Source organism: Curtobacterium sp. PhB142 (assembly GCF_004341255.1).
Taxonomy (GTDB): Bacteria; Actinomycetota; Actinomycetes; order Actinomycetales; family Microbacteriaceae; genus Curtobacterium.
Genome location: NZ_SLUT01000007.1, coordinates 82336 through 100560, shown reverse-complemented (window position 1 = coordinate 100560; position 18225 = coordinate 82336). Strand labels below are relative to the sequence as shown.

Below are 18225 nucleotides of genomic sequence, written 5' to 3'. Positions count from 1 at the left end.
GCGCTCAGGCCGGGTCGGCGGCTGCCAGCACCGCGGCGCGCGTGCGGGCGTCACCGAGTATCCGGAAGTGCCCGCCCACCGGCAGCCGCACGTTCGTCGCCCCGGACAGTTCACTGCCCTCGGGGATGAGCGTGTCGAACACCCCGTAGACCGAGGTGATGCGGGCGTTCGCGTCGAGCTCCCGCGCCAGTCCGGCCAGCACGGGGTCGGCCGCCCGGAACACCCGCAGGTGCCGTACCGGAGCCAGTCGCGCGTAGCCCGACCCGGCGAACGGCGTCGAAACGGCGACCATGCGGTCGATGCGGCCGTGGTCGTCGAGCTGGGTCATCGCGTACTTCCCGATGAGCCCGCCCTTGCTGTGCGCGAGCACGAGCACGTTCCGCAGGTCGTGCTCCTCGAGGTACGCGAACACGTCGCGCGCCGAGTCCGGCACCGGCCGCAGGTTGTGCCGCAGCACCGGCAGCACGTGCACCGGGTGCCCGCGGTCGTGCAGGGCGTCCATGAGCGGCCGCATGAAGTGCCAGGTCTCGTAGACGCCGGGGATCACGACGACGGGCTGGCCGTCGCCGGTCCGGTAGTCGTCAGCGGTGGTGGGCCCGAGGCTCCGCACCTGCCACGAGATCGCGTACCACCAGTCGAGTGCGGCCCACCTCGCGCGTCGCACCGGCGGGATGCCGGGAGGCACGGGTCGGCCCGTGCGCGCCGATCCCGTCGCCGAGGTGGTCGGCTCGGTCATCGGATGCCCTCCGACGCGTGCGAGCGTCGGAACTCGCCGACGAGTCGGGCGAACGCGACGGGGTGCCGCTCCTGCGCGTGGTGCGGCCCAGGGAGTTCGACGAACGATCCTCGCGGAGCGTTCGCGGCGACGCGGACGGCCCAGTCGCGGCGCACGATCGGATCCTCGGTGCCCCGGACGACGAGGACGGGTCGGCGCACCTCGGCGATCGTGTCCTCCAGCCGGTACCGGAGCATCGGGCGCAGCTCACGGACGTACTGCCGGACGCTCCGCAGGTAGTCGGTGACGAGCACGCCGTTCATCCGGAACCCCTCACCCGCTCCGTCGCGGAACAGGTCGGACGCCACCAGCGGCAGGGACCGGCGTTCCACCGGGATCACCGGGCTGACCAGGACGACGGAGCCGACGGACCCGGGGTGCTGCCGGGCTGCCTCCGTCACGACCTGCGCACCCATCGACTGCCCGACGAGCACGAGGTCGTCGGCACCCCGCGAACGGACGGCCCGGACGACCAGGTCGCCGAGTTCGCCGATCGACAGGGTCCGGCCGGCACCGGGCAGCCCACCGAAGCCGGGCAGGTCGACACTGACGGTGCGGTGGGTCGTGGCGAGCGCACGCTGCGACCGGGCGAACGAGCGATGGGACATCCCGATGCCGTGGACCAGCACGACCGTGGGGGCGAGGTCGCTGCGCAGCCGACCGGCGGGTGCCGCGGTGTGCAGGCGCACCGGCAAGCCCTCGATCCGGATCGTCTCCACCTTGGCGCGCACGAACCGAGGCTACGCGGCGGTTCGCAGCGCCGGATCAGCGTCGTCATCGGCCGCACATAGGGGCGCGGTGTGCACTGCCTTCCATGAGCGACACGACTCCCACGAACGGCCACGAGCCGGGCAACGCCGCCCGCACGCCCTCGGCAGCGGCACCGGCCGGCTGGGGTTCGGCCCCGACGCCGACCCTCGACGCACCCGCACCGAACCAGTACGCCCAGCAGCCCTACCGCTCCGACGCCGGATCCTGGAACGCCGGCGACCCGAACGGCGCCACCCCGTGGTACGGCGCCTCGGCCCCGACGAGCCGGAAGAGCACACCGAAGCCGCCGTGGTTCTGGCCCGTCCTGGCTGCGATCGTCGGACTCGCAGCACTGCTCGTCGGGGGCGGCATCGGCTTCGCCATCGGGCATGCGATCGGTGGGGACCAGTCCCAGTCGACGACGCAGGTGCCCGGCACGAACGGCGGGACCAACGGCGGCACGAACCAGTTCCCGGGCAACGGCACCGGGCAGCTCCCCGGGTACGGATCCGGCAGCGGCACGGACGGCAGCAGCAGCGACAGCGGCACCGGCACCGGCACCGGCAGCTGATCCGCAGTACGCTCCGGCCATGCGCAAGGTCACCGCAGGGCTGTTCACGTCGGTCGACGGCGTCGTGCAGGACCCGTACGAGTTCCAGTACGACAGCTTCGACGACGAGCTCGGGGCCGGGATGGGCGCGTTCATGGCCCGCACCGACACCGTCCTGCTCGGCAGGAACAGCTACCTCGAGTGGTCCGAGTGGTGGCCGGCACACCCCGACGACGGCTTCGGGCAGTGGATCAACCCGATCGAGAAGTACGTGGCCTCCACGACGCTCGGCGACGACCTGACGTGGCAGAACACCACCAGGATCCCGGGCGACCTCGACACCTTCGTCCGCGAGCTCAAGGAACGCGACGGCGCCGACATCGCGGTGTGCGGCAGCGTGAGCGTCGTCCGGCACCTGCTGTTCGCGGGGCTCCTGGACGAGCTCCAGCTGATGGTGCACCCGGCGATCGCCGGCTCCGGCCGGAAGCTGTTCGAGCCGACCGACCCGGCCACGCGCCTGCGGCTGGTCGACAGCACCGTGACGAGCAAGGGGAACGTCGTGAGCACCTACACACGGCTCGACGCCTGACGGAGCCGACCCGGGCCTCCCGGTCGGCAGTGGACGGGAGCGGTCCACAGCGCGCGTACCCTCGTGGGTGACCACCTCACGAACCGAAGAAAGCCGGATCAGCATGCCCCAGGACACCCGCCCGCACGTCGTCATCGTCGGCGGTGGATTCGCCGGTGTCGCTGCCATGCGCGAGCTGGCGGACGCTCCCGTCCGGGTGACGCTCGTCGACCGGCACGTCTACAACATGTTCCAGCCCCTCATGTACCAGGTGGCGACGGGCGGACTGAACGCCGGCGACGTGACGTACTTCCTCCGCAGCCTGCGCGCCAAGCAGCACAACGCCGAGTTCCGGCACGGCCTGCTCACCGGCATCCGGACCGACGAACGCATCGCCGAGATGTCCGACGGCGAGCACCTGCACTACGACTACCTGGTGCTCGCGAACGGTGTGAACACGAGCTACTTCGGCACCCCGGGCGCCTACGAGTACGCGTACTCGATGTACTCCCGCTCGCAGGCCCTGCGGATCCGCGACGAGCTGTTCACCCGGCTGGAAGAAGCCGCCGCGAACCAGGGCCCCGACGAGATCAAGATCGTCATCGTCGGCGGCGGCGCGACCGGCGTCGAGATGGCCGGCGCACTCGCGGAGCTCCGCGACCAGGCACTCGAGGGGGCGTACCCCGAGCTGGACAAGGGTGCCATCACGATCACCCTCGTGCACCGCAGTGGCGAGCTGCTCAAACCGTTCGCCCCGCGCCTGCGCCGGTACGCGGCCAAGGTCCTGCGGAAGCGCGGCGTCGTCCTCCGGCTGAACACCGGCGTCTCCGAGGTCAAGACCGACGGCGTGATGACGGCCGACGGCGAGTTCATCCCCGCCTCGCAGGTCATCTGGGCCACCGGCGTCGCCGCCCACAAGGAGGTGTCGGGCTGGGGCCTGCCGCAGACCAGCGGCGGACGCATCCAGGTCGGCGACGACCTGCGCGTCAACGGCGCCGAGCGGATCTTCTCGGCCGGGGACATCGCGGCGCAGTCCGATGCCCTCGCCCAGCTGGCCCAGCCGGCGCTGCAGGGTGGACGGCACGTCGCGAAGCAGATCAAGCGTCTGCTCGAGGGCAAGCCCACCGAGCACTTCAAGTACTTCGACAAGGGCACGATGGCGACCATCGGCACGAACGCCGCGGTCGCGCAGCTGCGGGGTGGCATCACGCTCGTCGGCCCCGTCGCGTGGCTGGCGTGGGTGGCGGTGCACATTGCGTCGCTGCTCGGCAACGGCAACCGGCTGTCGACGCTGTCGCACTTCTTCGTCCGCTACCTGTGGTTCATGCGGAAGCGTGCGATCCCGATCGTCGGCGACGTCCGGCCCGTGCGCCCGAACGGCGACCGCGAGCCGGAGCCGTGGCAGATGCAGAAGTCCGAGTAGCGCGGGTGTTAGCGGCGTTCGCAACGCTCGCTTCGTGAGCAGGAATGGTCGGGTCCGGAGACGGAACCCGACCATTTCTGCTCACCATCCGCGGGTGCTCCGAGCCGCCTACGCGACCCGCACGCCGGAGTAGGCGCCAGCGGCGATGTCCTCGAGCAGGCCGGGGCCGGTCGGCTCCCATCCGAGGAGCTCGCGGGTGGCCTCGGACGTGGCGGACATCTCCATGCCGAAGAACCGCCCGATGAACCCGAAGTGCGCGTCCGCGTCCGCCGGGTCGATCGAGGTCACCGGCAGCGCGAGGACCTCGCCGATGGCCTCGGCGATCGCCCGGGTCGGGATCGCGGTCTCGGCGACGGCGTGCAGCCGCGTGCCGGCGGGGGCCTGTTCCAGACCGAGGCGGACGAGCCGGGCGGCGTCGGTGACGTGCACGGCGGACCAGCTGTTGGTGCCGTCGCCGACGTAGCCCGAGACGCCGCGCTGCTGGGCGGCGCCGACGATCGCGGCGATGAAGCCGTGGTCACCGGTGCCGTGCGTGGTGGGGCTGAACCGGGCCGCGATCGTGCGCACCCCCTGGTCGACGAAGTCGAAGCCGCGGTTCTCGCTGCCGCCACGCATGCTGTCCGGCCCGACGAACGGGTTGGCGTCGGTCTCGTTCGAGGGGCGGCCTTGGGCGAGCCCGGCGACGCCCGACGCGAGGACGAACGGGCGGTCGGTGCCGACGAGCGCTGCACCGATGGTCTCGACGGCGGCCCGCTCGCTGGCATTGGTGGCGGCGGCGTTCGCCCAGTCGTGCTTGTTGGCGAGGTGCAGCACGCCCTCGGCCTCGGAAGCGCCGCGGCGGATGGCGTCCAGGTCGTCGAGGTCGCCCCGGACGACGTCGACGCCCTTCGCCTCGAGTGCTGCGGCCGAGGCGTCGGACCGGGCGAGTCCGGTGACGGTGTGTCCGGCGGCGAGCAGGTCGTCGACGGTGTGGGAGCCGATCCAGCCGGAGGCCCCGGTGACGAACACGTGCATGAGTGGTCCTTTCACAGGTGTCCACGGCGCTGATGTCATGAACTGACATCACCGTAACACTCGATGTCAGCCGCTGTCATCAAGGTGTCCTGATCAGTAGACTCTGCGCATGGCCCGATGGCAACCCGGAACGCGTGATCGACTGCAGGCGGTCGCGCTGCAGCTCTTCGCCTCCGAGGGCTACGACTGCACCACGGTCGCGCGGATCGCCGCCGAGGCCCAGGTCACCGAGCGCACCTTCTTCCGGCACTTCGCCGACAAGCGCGAGGTCCTGTTCGCCGGCCAGGACGACTTCCTCGCGATGTTCGTCGACCCGATCACGGCCGCCCCGGCCGACGCGGCGCCCTTCGACCTGGTCGGACGCGCCCTCGACGCCGCCGCCGGGTTCTTCCCCGAGGACCGCCGGTCGTGGTCGCGGGCCCGGCAGACGATCATCGACGCGAACGCAGCGCTCGGCGAACGGGAGCTCGGCAAGCTCGCCACCCTGAAGGCACGCCTGGGCGAGGTCATGCGCGAGCGCGGCGTCCCCGAACCGGCGGCGACGATGGCCGCCGAGACCGCCGTGACGGTGTTCCACCTGTCCTTCGCCCAGTGGATCGCTCCGGATGAGGACCGCCCGTTCGCTGCGATCGTGCACGAACGACTCGACGCCCTGGCGACGCTGGTGCACCCCGGGCGTTGAGTCGGCTCTTACCTGCCGCGCGCATCATGTGACGATCCGGTCACGACGCGTCCCGCTGTCGTGGCCGCCCGATCGCGCTGGAGGTGCCCGTGACGTCCGACGTGCTGTCGCCCGAGCTGGTCCGCGCGACGACCGCGCCCGGCCACGCGACGACCGCGCGGGGCCGGGCCGACGGCGACCCGACGGGCCGGACGCCCCCGCCCCCGCTCCCGCTCACCCACCGTGCACCGGCCCTCGACGGACTCCGGACCATCGCGATCCTCGCCGTCGTCCTGTACCACCTGCACGTCCCGCAGTTCGAGGGCGGCTTCATCGGCGTGACGGTGTTCTTCGTGCTGTCCGGCTTCCTGATCACCACGCTGCTGCTCGGTGAACGCCGACGCACCGGTCGTGTCCGGCTGGGGTCGTTCTGGCTCAAGCGCCTGCTCCGGCTCTACCCCGCGCTGCTCGTGTTCGTCGCGGTGGGCCTGCTGCTGTGGAACTGGGTCGGTGACTACAAGGGCGCGTCGTTCTCGGCGGGCGAGGCCGGGGTCATCGCCCTGACCTACACCGGCAACCTCTTCCGCGCGTTCTGGGACACCACGCAGGGCGTGTTCGCGCACACGTGGAGCCTGTCGATGGAGGAGCAGTTCTACCTGGTCTGGCCACCCGTGCTCGTGCTGCTCGCGGCCCTGCGGGCTCGACGGCGCTGGCTGCTGACGGGCCTCGGCGTCCTGGTGGTCGGGGCGTCAGCGGCGTCGTGGGCGAGCTACCGGTCCCCGAGCGGCGGCGCCACCCCCGACGTGTACTTCTCGCCGGTGCTCGGCGTCGTACCGCTCGCGCTCGGGTGCGCGCTCGCGCTGCTGCTCGACGACGAACGGGTGCGCGTCCGGGCAGCCGGGGTCGCCGGACACGTCGCGACCTGGACCGGCCTCGGTCTCCTGGTGGGTGTGCTGCTCTGGATCGACGACGACTGGACGCAGCACGCCTGGACCTTCGGTGTCGTCCTGCCGGTCACCGGGGTGATCTCGGCGATGCTCATCGGTGGCCTGGTGTCGGTGCGCTCGCCCGTCGCCACGGCGCTGAGCTGGACCCCGGTGGCGTGGTTCGGACGACGGGTGTCGTACTCGGCCTACCTGTGGCACCCGCTCGTCATCGCGCTGCTCGGCACGTTCGCGATCGGCGCGTGGGGCACGGTCGGGCTGGTCGGCATCGTGCTGCTCGTGTCGATCGGTGCCGCCTAGGCGGTCGAGGTCCCCGTGGAGCGGCTCCGTCGCCGGCTGCGCACGAGCAGTGCAGCTGTGCGCGGCTCGACCGCCCGACCGTAGGCTCGGCCCGTGACCACGGAGCGCACCGACGTCCTCGTCGTCGGCGGTGGTCCCGTCGGCCTCTTCCTCGCCGCGCTGCTGGCTGCGCGGGGCATCGCCGTGCAGGTGTGGGAGCGTCGCCCCGGTCCACCCGAGGGGTCGCGCGCCATCGGCATCCACCCGCCGTCCCTCGACGCCTTCGCCGCGATCGGGCTCGACGTCCCGGTGCTCGCCGAGGCCACCGTCGTGCGCACCGGCGTCGCGCGGAGCCGCGGGCGGACGCTCGGCACGCTGACCTTCGACCGCGCCTCGGACACCCACCCGTACGTCGCGACGCTCGACCAGCACCGCACCGAGTCCCTGCTGCGGGACCTGCTCGCCGCTGCCGACGGAGCAGCGCTGCGCACCGGGACGACGGTGACCGCCCTGTCCCGGCACCGTGACCACGTCGACGCGGTCGGCACCGGCCCGGACGGCGCACGGGTCACCGTCCGGGCGGCGTTCGTCGTCGGGGCAGACGGCGCACGGAGCGTCGTCCGTGACCTGCTCGGCATCGGTACCACCGGACGTGACTACCCCGACCGCTACGTTATGGGCGACTTCGCCGACCCCGAAGGCGCTGACGCCCGGACCGCGGCCCTGGTGGACGTGGGCCCCGGAGGCGTCGTCGAGTCCTTCCCCCTGCCGCACGGTCGGCGCCGGTACGTCGCCCTGGTGCCGGACTCGCTGGCGTTCGCCCCGAGCGGCGCGACCCCCGACCCGGAGACGGCGGCACGACTGGCCGCGATCGTCGCCGCACGCACGGGCGTCGTCCCGGAACCGGCCTCGTGCACGATGCTCAGCGGCTTCCGGGTGCGGCGCCGCGTCGCCGACCGCGTCGGGGTCGGCCGGGTCGTGCTCGTCGGCGACGCCGCCCACGAGATCAGCCCGATCGGCGGGCAGGGCATGAACCTCGGCTGGCTCGACGCGGCCGAGCTCGCGCCGTTGCTCGCCGGTGCGGTCCGGACCGGCGTGCCCGGACCGTGGCCCGGCTACGCCGCCCGCCGCCAGGCAGCCGCCCGCCGTGCGGCCCGGCAGGCCGAGGCGAACATGGGGCTCGGTCGTCCGCTCGGTGCCGTCTCCACCATCGGACGGGAGGCGCTGCTCCGGACGGTCCTGTCGCTGCCGACCGCGCACGGCCTAGCCCGGCTCTACGCCATGCGCTGGGCTTGACGGCTCGCGTCGGCGCGCGGCCGGCTCGCGTCAGGCGACGAGTCGCGCCCCGGCGAACCCGAGCTCGACGACGAGCACCAGGGACGACGCGATGACGAGCCGGAACAGGGTCCGCGACGCCCGTCCCGCCAGCACCAGCCGGACCCCCACCACGGCGAGCACCAGCACGACGACCGCCCCGACCACGGCGAGCACGACCCCGACACCGCGGACCGGGTCGTCACCGAGCACCTGTCCGCCGAGCACCAGACCGGCCGCGACGACGAGCGACCCGAACGCGACGATCCCGGCTCCCCGGAGCCCGAGGCGGTGCGGGAACCCGCGGACCCCCGTGGCAGCGTCGTCGACCAGGTCGGGCAGGACGTTCGTGCAGTGGATCGCGACGCCGAACACCGCGCCGGTGACGATCGCCCACCACGCCGGCCACAGCTGCTCGGGACCGGCGGACACCGCGACCACGGGCAGCAGCCCGAACGCGACGACGAACGGCACGACCGACCACACGGTGCGCTTGAGCCCGGCATCGTAGGCCCACCCCGCGGCGACGAGCACCAGGTGCGCGACAGCGGCGACGGGCCCGAGGAACAGCGAGAGGACCACGGCGGCACCGGCCGTCACGAACGCCGCCGTGCGGACCGTCTCCACCGCGATGAGTCCGCGGGCGACGGGTTTGTCGCTCCGGCCGACGGCACTGTCGCGGTCGGCGTCGATCCAGTCGTTCGCCAGGCCGATCGACAGCTGTCCGGCGACCACCGTCAGCGCGACCAGGACCACGAGCCACACCGGGTGTCCGACGGCCGCGGCGATGACGGCGGCGAGCACCGTGACCGTGACCGTCGGGCCGGGGTGGGACGAGGCGAACAGCAGTCGCACCACGTGGGGGTCCTGGCCGGAGGTCACCCGGCCAGCGTACGGGCGGGGCGTACCGGACGACGCAGACTCCGGCGGCCGAGCACCCCCGAGGCCAGCGCGATGCCGAGCAGCACGACCAGTCCACCGACCGGTTCGTTCCACCGCACGCGCTCACCGAGCACGAGCACGCCGAGCGCCACGCCGACCACCGGCGTCAGGTAGGTGACCGTCGACGCCCGACCGGCGCCCCACGCCTGCACCAGGCGCGTGTTCCACGCGTAGGCCAGCCCGGTGCCGACGCAACCGAGCGCGACCATCGCGGCCACGATCCTCCCGTCCAGCTGTACCGGGCCGGTGGCGATGGCGGGCGCGACCAGCAGGAGCATGCCGGACGCCAGCGTGAGCTGCACCGTCGCGATCGTGACCGGGTCGTACGCGCTGCCCACCGCCACGCGCCGCAGGTAGGCAAGGCCGATGCCGTAGGAGGCGGTCATGCCGAGCAACGCGACCTGTCCCGGGACGCTCGCCAGGACGGCCGGGTCGCCGAGCAGGTCCCAGGGACCGACGAGCACCAGCACCCCGACGATGCCGACCACGATCCCGGCCACCTGCCGGCCCCGCAGCCGTTCGGAGGGCACGAGCACCGCGAGCGCCGCCAGCGTCATGATCGGGGTCGTCGCGTTGTAGATGCTCGCGAGCCCGGACGGCACGGTCTGCTCGGCCCACGCCATCAGCGACGACGGCAGGGCGTTCAGGAAGAACGCGACGATCGCCAGGTGCGCCCACACGCGGGGCTCCCGCGGCCAGCGTCGTCGGGTCGCGAGCAACAGGACGACGAGCGTCACGCCGCCCAGGACGGTCCGCACGGTGGCGACCTGCTGCGGTGCGAGTCCGTCGAGGCCGATCTTCGCGAAGAGGAAGCTCGAGCCCCAGGTGAGGGCGACGAGACCGTAGAGGAGGGCGTTCATGTGGCCTAGTGTCGAACCACCAACGCCCATGCGGCAAACGCATGGGGTTCATGCCGACATGAGGAGCACGCATGGCCGTCTCGGTCCCCCAGCTCCGTGCGTTCGTCGCCACGCTCGACGCCGGGTCGTTCACGTCTGCGGCCTCCGTGCTCGGCGTCGGCCAGTCGGCCGTCTCGCACGCCGTCGCCGGGCTCGAGCGCGAGGTCGGCGGGCCGGTCGTCCGGCGCGGCGCGGTCGCCGTCCCGACACCCCTGGGCGACCGCCTGCTCGCCCACGCCCGCAGCGTGCTCGCCTCGGTCGACGCCCTGGAGGCAGTGGTCCGGCCCGCCACGGCGCGCGGCACCGTGCGACTCGCGGCCGTCCCCACCGTCTGCCAGGGCCTGCTGCCGCGGCTCCGCGAGCTGTGGGCGGTGACGTTGCCCGACGTCGACGTGCAGGTCTACGAGGGCGACGACGACGAGATGCCCGAGTGGCTCGAGAGCGGCACCGTGGACGCAGCCGTGCTCGTCGACCCCGCGCCGGTGCCAGCCGGGGGCGTCGTCGTCGCCCGGGACGAGATGGCCGCGGTCGTCCGGCGCGACCACCCGCTCGCCGAGCTGCCCGCGCTCACGCTCGACGACCTGCACGAGGACGGCCTGGTCGCGGGCGGCGGCGGGTGCGAGTACCAGATCCAGAAGCTGCACGAGCTCGACGGACGCCCCTTCCGGTACGCCCACCGCGTGCGGGAGATGAGCACCATGTTCGGGATGATCGAACGGGGCGAGGGCGTCTCGATCGTGCCGACGCTCGGCCGGGTGATGCTGCCGCCGGACCTCGTGATGGTGCCGATGGCCCGGCGACTCGAGCGGACCCTGGTGCTGAGCGGCCCGTCGTCGCGCGAGTGGCACCCGCTGGCGAGGGCGCTGGTCGACGCGGTCTGACAGGTTGCACTTGCAAGTGCAACCCCGGTACCGTTAAGCCAGTTGCCCACCAACGGACGCGAGACGGAGACCCGATGCGCCAGACGACGACACGACGACCCCTCCGCGTCGACGAGGTCGCTCGCGCCGAGGCCGTCGACCTCGTCGAGCGCGCTGGCGATCGACAGGTCGCGACCGTCGAGCTCCACCTCGACGACGGCACGGAACTCGTGCTCCCGGAGCGACTCGGGGGCTTCGTCGCGAACCTCGTCCGCAGCATGGCCGACGGGGCTGGCATCTCGACGAGCATCCTCCCCGACGAGATGACGACGACCGTCGCCGCCGACGTCATTGGGATCTCCCGGCCCACCTTGATGAAGGCCATCGGCCGAGGTGAGATCGCTGCACACACCGTCGGGACCCACCACCGGCTCCGGCGCGCGGACGTCCTCGCAGCCCGAGACACACGACGGGTCGCCCGCGCAGCGGCAGCTCGCGAACTGCTCGAGTCCGGTGAGGCCTTCGACTGACACCCGGTCGCACTAGGCTTGATATGTGATGCTTCAGCGGGTCTTCGTCGATGCGAACGTCTTCTGCAGCCGGACGTTGCGAGACTGGACGTGCCTGCTCCGACTGCACACGGACGGCATGTTCCAGCTCCACACGACCGAGGACGTACTGGCCGAGACCACGCACACCCTCCGCCGACTGCACCCCGACAGGCCCGGGTCGGCCGTCTCCCGGCTGCGAGCAGCGATCCTCGACTCGATCGACGAGCTCGTCGACGACTTCGACGCCACGGTCGAGTACCACGGAACCGATCCCGACGACCGGCACGTGCACGCCGCCGCGATCGCCTGCGGGGCGCACGTCCTCCTCACGCAGGACCGTGGTCTCCGCGCGACGGATGCAGCGATGTACGAGGTGTACCGCTGTGACGAGTTCTTCAGCCTGGTCGACGACTCGGCGCCGTGGATCGTGCGCGACGTCGTGCGCGAGCAGGCGCGGTACTGGTCCAGCCGTCCCCGCGGCGCACGGAAGAGCCTGCCCGGGGCGCTCCGTGACGCCGATTGTCCGACGTTCGCCGGGCGGGTGGAACGACATCTGCGGTTCCTCGCCGGATGACCGTGCGCTGAACGGACGACGGGGACCCCTCGGCAGGATGGACCGATGGCCGAGACGCACGTGAAGACCTTCACCACCCCGGACGAAGCGGCAGCCGAAGCCGCCGGCCTCGTCTGGCTCGCCGAAGCCGAGGACACGGGCGGCACCAGGATCGCGCGGGTGCTGGACCGGCCGAGCCCGACCGTGCTCGACCTCGAGCTGATCACTGACGGCTCCCCCACCGCCGCACAGGCCGAGCGCTTCGGACGCTCCCTCGCGCACACCCACGCCGCCGGCGCCGACCACTGGGGCGCACCGCCCGCCGGCTGGACGACGGGTTCCGCGCTCCGGATGGGACGCTCCCGCACCCCGTTCGTCGACGCAGCGCATGCACCGAGTACCTGGGGCGCGTTCTTCGCCGAGTACCGGATCCGCGACTTCGTCCGGAGAATCGTCGACGCCGGAGGGCTCGACCACGCCCAGGCGGCCGTGTTCGACCGGGTCGCCGACCGGTTGCAGGACGGCACGCTCGGGTCGCCGCAGCCCGCACTCGTCGGGGACCGTCCTGCGCGACTGCACGGCGACCTGTGGGCCGGCAACGTGCTCTGGCCGACGGACGCGTCCGAACCGACCGGCGCGGTGCTCATCGACCCGATCGCGCACGGCGGGCACGCCGAGACCGACCTGGCGCTGCTCGGACTGTTCGGGCTGCCTCGGTTGGAGACGGTGCTCGCCGCCTACGACCGGGAGTCGCGGCTCGCCGACGGCTGGCAGGAGCGCGTCGAGCTCCACCAGCTCGCGCCGCTGCTGCTGCACGTGTTCCTGTTCGGCGGGTCCTACACGGGGGCGGCCCTGCACGCGGCGCAGCGGTACGCCTGACCGCGCACGGTGCGGGCTCGCTCGGCCCGTGCGAGGTTGCTCGACCGGGGACCGGCGCCGCACCGTGCGGGCTCGCTCACTCCGTGCGAGGTTGCCCGCTCCGTGCAGCGCTACAACCGCGCACCGAGCAGGCAATCCCGCACGGGCCGGACGACAGCGCACCGTGCGCCGCCCCAGCCCCGCCAGCCCCGCGTGCGCCACCCCAGCCAACCTCGCACCGTGCATCCTTAGGCCGCGCACAGCCGGCGCAGTGCCGCGCTCGGGGAACGCCCCGGATGCTCATCGACATGACCACGTACCCGATACCCGTGACCGATCGAAGGGGCCCCGCGCAGACCGACGCGCAGGATCGGCGTCGCAAGCCGCTCGCCCGCCTGTTCCTCGGCGAGCGCGAGGACGCCCGCTGGCTCCGGCCGGCGTTCTGGGCGCTCCTCGCCGTGACCGCCGTGGTGTACCTCTGGGACCTCAGCGTCTCGGGGTACGCCAACAGCTTCTACGCCGCCGCCGTGCAGGCCGGCACGAAGTCGTGGGAGGCGTTCTTCTTCGGCTCCCTCGACTCGTCGAACTTCATCACGGTCGACAAACCCCCGGCGTCGCTCTGGGTGATGGTGTTGTCGGCCCGGCTGTTCGGCTTCTCGAGCTTCAGTCTGCTGCTCCCCCAGGCGCTCATGGCCGTGGGGTCCGTCGCACTGGTGTGGGGCACGGTCCGTCGCACCCTCGCCCGCGTCGGCACCACCACCGCGAACGTGGGAGCGCTGCTCGCCGGCTTCGTCGTCGCGGCCACTCCGGCGGCGGCCCTGATGTTCCGCTTCGACAACCCGGACGCGATGCTCGTGTTCCTGATGACCGCCGGCGCGTACTGCACCGTGCGGTCGCTGCCGCGGGGCAGCTGGAAGTGGATCGCACTCGCCGGGGTCGCCCTCGGCTTCGCGTTCCTGACGAAGATGCTGCAGGGGCTGCTCGTCCTGCCGGCCTTCGGCCTCGTCTACCTGTTCGCCGCCCGCACCACCTGGGGCAAGCGCGTCATCGGGCTGCTCATCGCCGCGGGGTCCCTCGTGGTGTCGGCCGGCTGGTGGGTCGTCGCCGTGTGGCTGTGGCCGGCCGAGTCCCGCCCGTACATCGGCGGTTCGACGAACAACACCGTCCTCGACCTGGTGTTCGGCTACAACGGCCTCGGTCGGATCTTCGGCGGCTCGGGCAACGGCGGCGGAGGCGGCGGCATGACCGGCGGCACCGCGGGTGGTTCCTTCGGTGGCTCGACGGGCCTGAACCGGCTGTTCTCGTCCGAGATGGGGCTCGAGATCTCGTGGCTCCTGCCCGCAGCGCTCATCGCACTGGTGGTCGGTCTGGTCGTCGTCGGACGCCGTCACCTGGCCGACCCGGCCCGCGCCGGACTCGTCCTGTGGGGCGGCTGGCTCCTGGTCACCGGCCTGGTGTTCTCGTACATGTCCGGCACGATCCACCCGTACTACACGGTCGCGTTGGCACCGGCGATCGCCGGGCTCGTCGGCACCGGTGGCGCACTGCTCTGGCACGCACGAGCGCGGTTCGTCGGCCGGCTCGGCCTGGCCGCGATGATCGGCATCACCGCCTTCTGGGGCTGGTGCCTCCTCAACGAGAACCCGACGTGGCTGCCCTGGCTCCGCTGGGTGATGCTGGCCGGCGGGCTGCTGTCCGCAGCGCTCGTGGTGATCGGCAGTGTCCCGTCGCTCCGCAAGCTAGTCACGGTCGGCGTCCTCGCGGGCACCCTGTTCGGGCTCACCGGCACCACGGCCTACGCCCTCGCCACGACGACCGTCGCGCACTCCGGTTCGATCCCGAGCGTCGGTCCGGCGGGCAGCAGCTCCGGTGGGATGGGCGGCGGCACCGGTGGCTTCCCGGGAGGCACGGGCGGACCGGGTGGGTCGACCTCCGGCTCCGACGACGGCGGCTCCGACAGCACGTCCGACTCCCAGCAGGGTCCCGGCGGGACCCCGCCGGAGGGCGCGTCCGGCGAGGCGCCGGAGATGCCGGACGGCACGTCCGGCACGGCACCGGGCAGTGGCCAGGACGGCACGGACGACGCGACCTCCGAGGGTGGGTCGGGGACGGGCCTCCAGACCGGGGGTGGTGGCGAAGGTGCGTCGACCTCGTCGGCCCTGCAGAAGCTGCTCGAGGCGTCCGACGCGAAGTGGGCGGCCGCCGTCAACGGATCGCAGTCGGCCGCGCAGCTCGAACTCGACACCGACACCGCCGTCATGGCGATCGGTGGCTGGTCGAGCGACCCGGCACCCACGCTCGCGCAGTTCAAGGCGTACGTCGCCGACGGGGACATCGGGTACTACGTCTCCTCCGGCTCCGGTGGCGGTGGCATGGGCGGCGGTTCGTCCACCGCATCGGCGATCCAGGAGTGGGTCGCGGCGAACTACGAGTCGACGACGGTCGGCGGGCAGACCGTCTACGACCTGAGCACCGCCAAGTGATCGACGACGAGGGCGCGGTGGATAGGCTCGCGGACGTGACCGGCCAACCGCTGCAGCGCACCGACGGCACCCCCGTCCGCGCCCTCGTCGTCGACGACGAGCACGCCCTGGCCGACGCCGTCGCCCTCGCGTTCGAGGGGGACGGCTGGGCCGTGCGGGCGGTGCACCGAGGACGCGACGTCCTGTTCGCCGCGCGGGAGTTCCAACCCGACGTCATCGTCCTCGACGTGATGCTGCCGGACATCGACGGGTTCGAGGTGCTCGAGCGGCTCCGCGACTCCCGCGACTCCGTCCGTGTGCTCTTCCTCACCGCGCGCGACGCCCCCGAGGACCGGCTCGCCGGACTCACCGGCGGCGGCGACGACTACCTGACGAAGCCCTTCGGCATCGACGAGCTGCTCGTCCGGGCGCGGATCCTCGCACGGACCTCCGCTCGGGTCGCAGCGGCGGGCGGGAGCGCCGAGGTGGTGGTCGGTGACCTCCGCCTCGACGAGGACGCCCGCGCCGTCAGCCGTGCCGGCGAACCGATCGAGCTCACACCGACCGAGTACGAGCTGCTGCGGCACCTGGCGCGGAACGCCAACCGGGTGCTCTCGCGGGAACAGCTGCTCGCGGGCGTCTGGGGCATGGACTTCGGGTCGTCGTCGAACCTGGTCGACATGTACGTGTCGTACCTGCGGAAGAAGCTCGACGCCGGACGCGAGCCGATGCTGCAGACCGTGCGCGGGGCAGGGTACGTCTTGCGGCCGACGACGTGAGCCGATCGACGAAGGCGATCCGGGCCCGTCCGACTCGCGCCGGACGGGTGCCGTCGTTGCGGTGGCGGGTCGTGGCTGCCGTCGCGCTCCTGCTCGTCGCGACGAACGTCGTCGTCGGAGCGGTGACCGTCGTCGCGTTCCGGGGGTACCTGGTCGACCGCCTCGACGCGGAGCTGTCGACGGCGGCGAACCGGACCGTCGGTGGCCGGGACGATGCAGACGCACCCACCGGCCCGCCGCCCGGGTCGTCGTCGGGATCGTCGTCGGGATCGTCGTCGGGATCGTCGTCGGGATCGTCGTCGGACCGTCCGGATCCAGACAACGCCTTCATCGGGGCGCCGGGGCAGTCCGCCGGCACCGTCGTCGCGATCGTCCGCGACGGCACCGTGGTGCTCGGCGGGTACACCGACAGCGACGGCGACCAGCACGGGCTGTCGTCGGCGCAACGGAAGACCCTCACCGCGGTCGACAGCGGCGCCGACCCGGCGACGATCGACCTCGGCTCGCTCGGCACCTACCGGGTGCAGGCGGTCGGGGACGACGGCGACGAGTTCGTCACCGCACTCCCCCTCGGTGACCTGAACGCCGCCATCGCCCGCCTGTTGCTCGTCATCGGGATCGTCACGGTGCTGGGCCTCGTCGTCGCAGCGTGGGCCCTCGCGCTGCTCGTGCGGCGGTCCCTCCGACCGCTCGAACGCGTCGCCGCGGTCGCCTCCGGGGTGACCGACCTCGACCTCGAACGCGGCGACACCGACATCCCGGTGCGGGTCGCCGACGCCGACCTCGCCGCGAACCGCGAGGTCGGGCAGGTCGGTACCGCACTGAACCGGCTGCTCGGGCACGTCGCCCGAGCCCTGACGGTGCGCCGCGACGCCGAGGCCGGCATGCGGACCTTCGTCGCCGACGCCTCGCACGAGCTGCGGACGCCGATCGCGACCGTCCGGGCCTACGCCGAGCTGACCGCGCGCTCGTCGGACCTCGACGCGATCCACCGGAACGTCGACCGGATCGGCCGGGAGGCCGTGCGGATGGGGGACCTCGTCGAAGAACTCCTGCTGCTCGCGCGGCTCGACGCGACGGCCCTGGCGTCCGGGGTTCCGCTGTCCCCGCTCGCGCGCGAACCCGTCGACCTGACCTCGATCGTGGTCGAGGCGACGATGGACGCCCGGGCCACCGCGCCCGGGCACCGGTGGACCCTGCAGATCGTCGACGACCACCCGCTGACCGTGACGGGCGACGCGGAGCAGCTGCGCCGCATCGTGACGAACCTGCTCGCGAACGCCCGGACGCACACCCCGACCGGGACCGCGGTGGTGGTGTCGTTGCAGCGGATGGGGCCGTCCGGTGCCGGTGCGGCCGCTCGCCTCGTCGTGGCCAACGACGGGCCGCCGATCCCCTCGGAAGCCCTCCCGACCCTGTTCTACCGGTTCACCCGGGGTGAGGCCTCGCGGACCCGTGCGCAGGGACAGGGGACGAGCGGCCTCGGCCTGGCGATCGTGCAGGCCGTGGTGTCGGCGCACGGCGGGAGCGTGCGGGTGGCCTCCGGCCCCGGTCGGACGGCGTTCACGGTGGACCTGCCGGACGTGGTGCCGGCGCCCGCTTCGTGACGTCCGCCTCGCCCGCTCCGTGAGCAGAAATGGTCGAGTCCTCTGGCGCGACTCGACCATTGCTGCTCACCAAGGACGCCGACCCCGACGGCGACGCATACTGGTCGCATGACGAAGGAGTACGGCGAGCTGCCGGGCCGCCCGGACCCGTCCGAACTCGTGGTCGAAGTGCCCGCGTTCGAAGACGACCGTCCGCAGCCCGAACCTGCACCGCCGGCGGCCGCACCGGAGCTCGTCGCAGCGACCGAGTTCGCCCGGAGTTCCCACGAGCCGCCGACGATCCGCCGGACCCAGGTCCGCGCAGGGTTGTGGATCGCGGGCGTGCCGATCGCGGTCCTCGCGGTCATCGCGGTCGTGCAGATCCTGCTGCAACCCTGACGGTACCCGCGTGCTCGTTGCGGGTCAGTCGTCACGGTCGTCGACGTCTGATCCGCAG

At 72.5% G+C, this 18225-nt stretch carries 19 protein-coding genes; 14 read left to right on the top strand and 5 right to left on the bottom strand.

The features are described from left to right. Window positions 1-4: 4 nt before the first annotated feature. Complete coding sequence (locus tag EDF31_RS14675) at window positions 5-736, bottom strand: alpha/beta hydrolase (RefSeq protein WP_347812694.1); 732 nt, start codon at window positions 734-736, stop codon at window positions 5-7. Next, a complete protein-coding gene (locus tag EDF31_RS14670) occupies window positions 733-1506 on the bottom strand; it encodes an alpha/beta fold hydrolase (RefSeq protein WP_131846646.1) in 774 nt (257 codons plus the stop codon). Before EDF31_RS14670 ends, EDF31_RS14675 begins: the two co-directional genes overlap by 4 nt. A gap of 83 nt (window positions 1507-1589) precedes the next feature. Here EDF31_RS14670 and EDF31_RS14665 point away from each other — a divergent pair, with 83 nt between their 5' ends. The 3 genes from EDF31_RS14665 (at window position 1590) to EDF31_RS14655 (ending at window position 4066) form a co-directional block, all read left to right on the top strand. Further along, window positions 1590-2096 carry a hypothetical protein gene (locus EDF31_RS14665; protein WP_131846645.1) on the top strand — a complete coding sequence of 169 codons (507 nt, stop codon included), beginning with the start codon at window positions 1590-1592 and terminating at the stop codon, window positions 2094-2096. A 19-nt stretch (window positions 2097-2115) separates the two neighbouring features. Then, entirely contained in the window at window positions 2116-2664 is a 549-nt protein-coding gene (locus EDF31_RS14660) for a dihydrofolate reductase family protein (RefSeq protein ID WP_131846644.1), read from the top strand. Between the two features lie 67 nt (window positions 2665-2731). Further along, a complete protein-coding gene (locus EDF31_RS14655) occupies window positions 2732-4066 on the top strand; it encodes an NAD(P)/FAD-dependent oxidoreductase (protein ID WP_243650077.1) in 1335 nt (444 codons plus the stop codon). Window positions 4067-4174: 108 nt separating this feature from the next. Here EDF31_RS14655 and EDF31_RS14650 read toward each other — a convergent pair whose 3' ends face one another. Beyond that, window positions 4175-5080: an SDR family oxidoreductase gene (locus tag EDF31_RS14650; RefSeq protein WP_131846642.1), complete on the bottom strand. Its 906-nt coding sequence runs from the start codon at window positions 5078-5080 to the stop codon at window positions 4175-4177. 109 nt (window positions 5081-5189) lie between these two features. Between EDF31_RS14650 and EDF31_RS14645 the strand changes: the two genes are divergently transcribed. The 3 genes from EDF31_RS14645 to EDF31_RS14635 all read left to right on the top strand — a co-directional run bounded on the left by EDF31_RS14645 (window position 5190) and on the right by EDF31_RS14635 (window position 8260). Further along, window positions 5190-5762: a TetR/AcrR family transcriptional regulator gene (locus EDF31_RS14645; protein ID WP_131846641.1), complete on the top strand. Its 573-nt coding sequence runs from the start codon at window positions 5190-5192 to the stop codon at window positions 5760-5762. 89 nt (window positions 5763-5851) lie between these two features. After that, window positions 5852-6985: an acyltransferase gene (locus tag EDF31_RS14640; RefSeq protein WP_165901437.1), complete on the top strand. Its 1134-nt coding sequence runs from the start codon at window positions 5852-5854 to the stop codon at window positions 6983-6985. A 93-nt stretch (window positions 6986-7078) separates the two neighbouring features. Next, on the top strand, window positions 7079-8260 hold the full coding sequence (locus EDF31_RS14635) for an NAD(P)/FAD-dependent oxidoreductase (protein WP_131846639.1): 1182 nt from the start codon (window positions 7079-7081) through the stop codon (window positions 8258-8260). Window positions 8261-8290: 30 nt separating this feature from the next. Here the strand turns inward: EDF31_RS14635 and EDF31_RS14630 are convergent, their stop codons facing one another. Then, window positions 8291-9160 carry a UbiA family prenyltransferase gene (locus EDF31_RS14630; protein ID WP_243650075.1) on the bottom strand — a complete coding sequence of 290 codons (870 nt, stop codon included), beginning with the start codon at window positions 9158-9160 and terminating at the stop codon, window positions 8291-8293. Further along, the gene (locus EDF31_RS14625; RefSeq protein ID WP_131846638.1) at window positions 9157-10080 is read right to left on the bottom strand and encodes a DMT family transporter; all 924 of its coding nucleotides are present in this window, start codon (window positions 10078-10080) and stop codon (window positions 9157-9159) included. Before EDF31_RS14625 ends, EDF31_RS14630 begins: the two co-directional genes overlap by 4 nt. Window positions 10081-10151: 71 nt before the next feature. Here EDF31_RS14625 and EDF31_RS14620 point away from each other — a divergent pair, with 71 nt between their 5' ends. The 8 genes from EDF31_RS14620 (at window position 10152) to EDF31_RS14585 (ending at window position 18167) form a co-directional block, all read left to right on the top strand. Continuing rightward, window positions 10152-11000 (top strand): LysR family transcriptional regulator, encoded by an 849-nt coding sequence (locus EDF31_RS14620; RefSeq protein ID WP_131846637.1) that lies wholly within the window; start codon window positions 10152-10154, stop codon window positions 10998-11000. Window positions 11001-11074: 74 nt separating this feature from the next. Beyond that, on the top strand, window positions 11075-11509 hold the full coding sequence (locus EDF31_RS20410) for an excisionase family DNA-binding protein (RefSeq protein ID WP_243650073.1): 435 nt from the start codon (window positions 11075-11077) through the stop codon (window positions 11507-11509). A 28-nt stretch (window positions 11510-11537) separates the two neighbouring features. Then, a complete protein-coding gene (locus EDF31_RS14610) occupies window positions 11538-12104 on the top strand; it encodes a PIN domain-containing protein (RefSeq protein ID WP_132099842.1) in 567 nt (188 codons plus the stop codon). 45 nt (window positions 12105-12149) lie between these two features. Beyond that, window positions 12150-12962 (top strand): fructosamine kinase family protein, encoded by an 813-nt coding sequence (locus EDF31_RS14605; protein WP_131846635.1) that lies wholly within the window; start codon window positions 12150-12152, stop codon window positions 12960-12962. 287 nt (window positions 12963-13249) lie between these two features. Then, a complete protein-coding gene (locus EDF31_RS14600) occupies window positions 13250-15424 on the top strand; it encodes a glycosyltransferase family 39 protein (protein WP_243650071.1) in 2175 nt (724 codons plus the stop codon). Window positions 15425-15459: 35 nt separating this feature from the next. Continuing rightward, window positions 15460-16182 (top strand): response regulator transcription factor, encoded by a 723-nt coding sequence (locus EDF31_RS14595; protein WP_131846634.1) that lies wholly within the window; start codon window positions 15460-15462, stop codon window positions 16180-16182. Then, window positions 16179-17789 (top strand): HAMP domain-containing sensor histidine kinase, encoded by a 1611-nt coding sequence (locus EDF31_RS14590; RefSeq protein ID WP_131846633.1) that lies wholly within the window; start codon window positions 16179-16181, stop codon window positions 17787-17789. The genes EDF31_RS14595 and EDF31_RS14590 overlap by 4 nt, the downstream gene beginning before the upstream one ends. A gap of 108 nt (window positions 17790-17897) precedes the next feature. Beyond that, window positions 17898-18167 (top strand): hypothetical protein, encoded by a 270-nt coding sequence (locus tag EDF31_RS14585; protein ID WP_131846632.1) that lies wholly within the window; start codon window positions 17898-17900, stop codon window positions 18165-18167. Window positions 18168-18225 lie beyond the last annotated feature (58 nt).

Coding starts and splice junctions, on each gene's coding strand:
- EDF31_RS14675 (WP_347812694.1), bottom strand. CDS start 736: ATGACCGAGCCGACCACCTCGGCGACGGGATCGGCGCGCACGGGCCGA.
- EDF31_RS14665 (WP_131846645.1), top strand. CDS start 1,590: ATGAGCGACACGACTCCCACGAACGGCCACGAGCCGGGCAACGCCGCC.
- EDF31_RS14660 (WP_131846644.1), top strand. CDS start 2,116: ATGCGCAAGGTCACCGCAGGGCTGTTCACGTCGGTCGACGGCGTCGTG.
- EDF31_RS14650 (WP_131846642.1), bottom strand. CDS start 5,080: ATGCACGTGTTCGTCACCGGGGCCTCCGGCTGGATCGGCTCCCACACC.
- EDF31_RS14645 (WP_131846641.1), top strand. CDS start 5,190: ATGGCCCGATGGCAACCCGGAACGCGTGATCGACTGCAGGCGGTCGCG.
- EDF31_RS14625 (WP_131846638.1), bottom strand. CDS start 10,080: ATGAACGCCCTCCTCTACGGTCTCGTCGCCCTCACCTGGGGCTCGAGC.
- EDF31_RS14620 (WP_131846637.1), top strand. CDS start 10,152: ATGGCCGTCTCGGTCCCCCAGCTCCGTGCGTTCGTCGCCACGCTCGAC.
- EDF31_RS20410 (WP_243650073.1), top strand. CDS start 11,075: ATGCGCCAGACGACGACACGACGACCCCTCCGCGTCGACGAGGTCGCT.
- EDF31_RS14610 (WP_132099842.1), top strand. CDS start 11,538: ATGCTTCAGCGGGTCTTCGTCGATGCGAACGTCTTCTGCAGCCGGACG.
- EDF31_RS14605 (WP_131846635.1), top strand. CDS start 12,150: ATGGCCGAGACGCACGTGAAGACCTTCACCACCCCGGACGAAGCGGCA.
- EDF31_RS14600 (WP_243650071.1), top strand. CDS start 13,250: ATGACCACGTACCCGATACCCGTGACCGATCGAAGGGGCCCCGCGCAG.
- EDF31_RS14585 (WP_131846632.1), top strand. CDS start 17,898: ATGACGAAGGAGTACGGCGAGCTGCCGGGCCGCCCGGACCCGTCCGAA.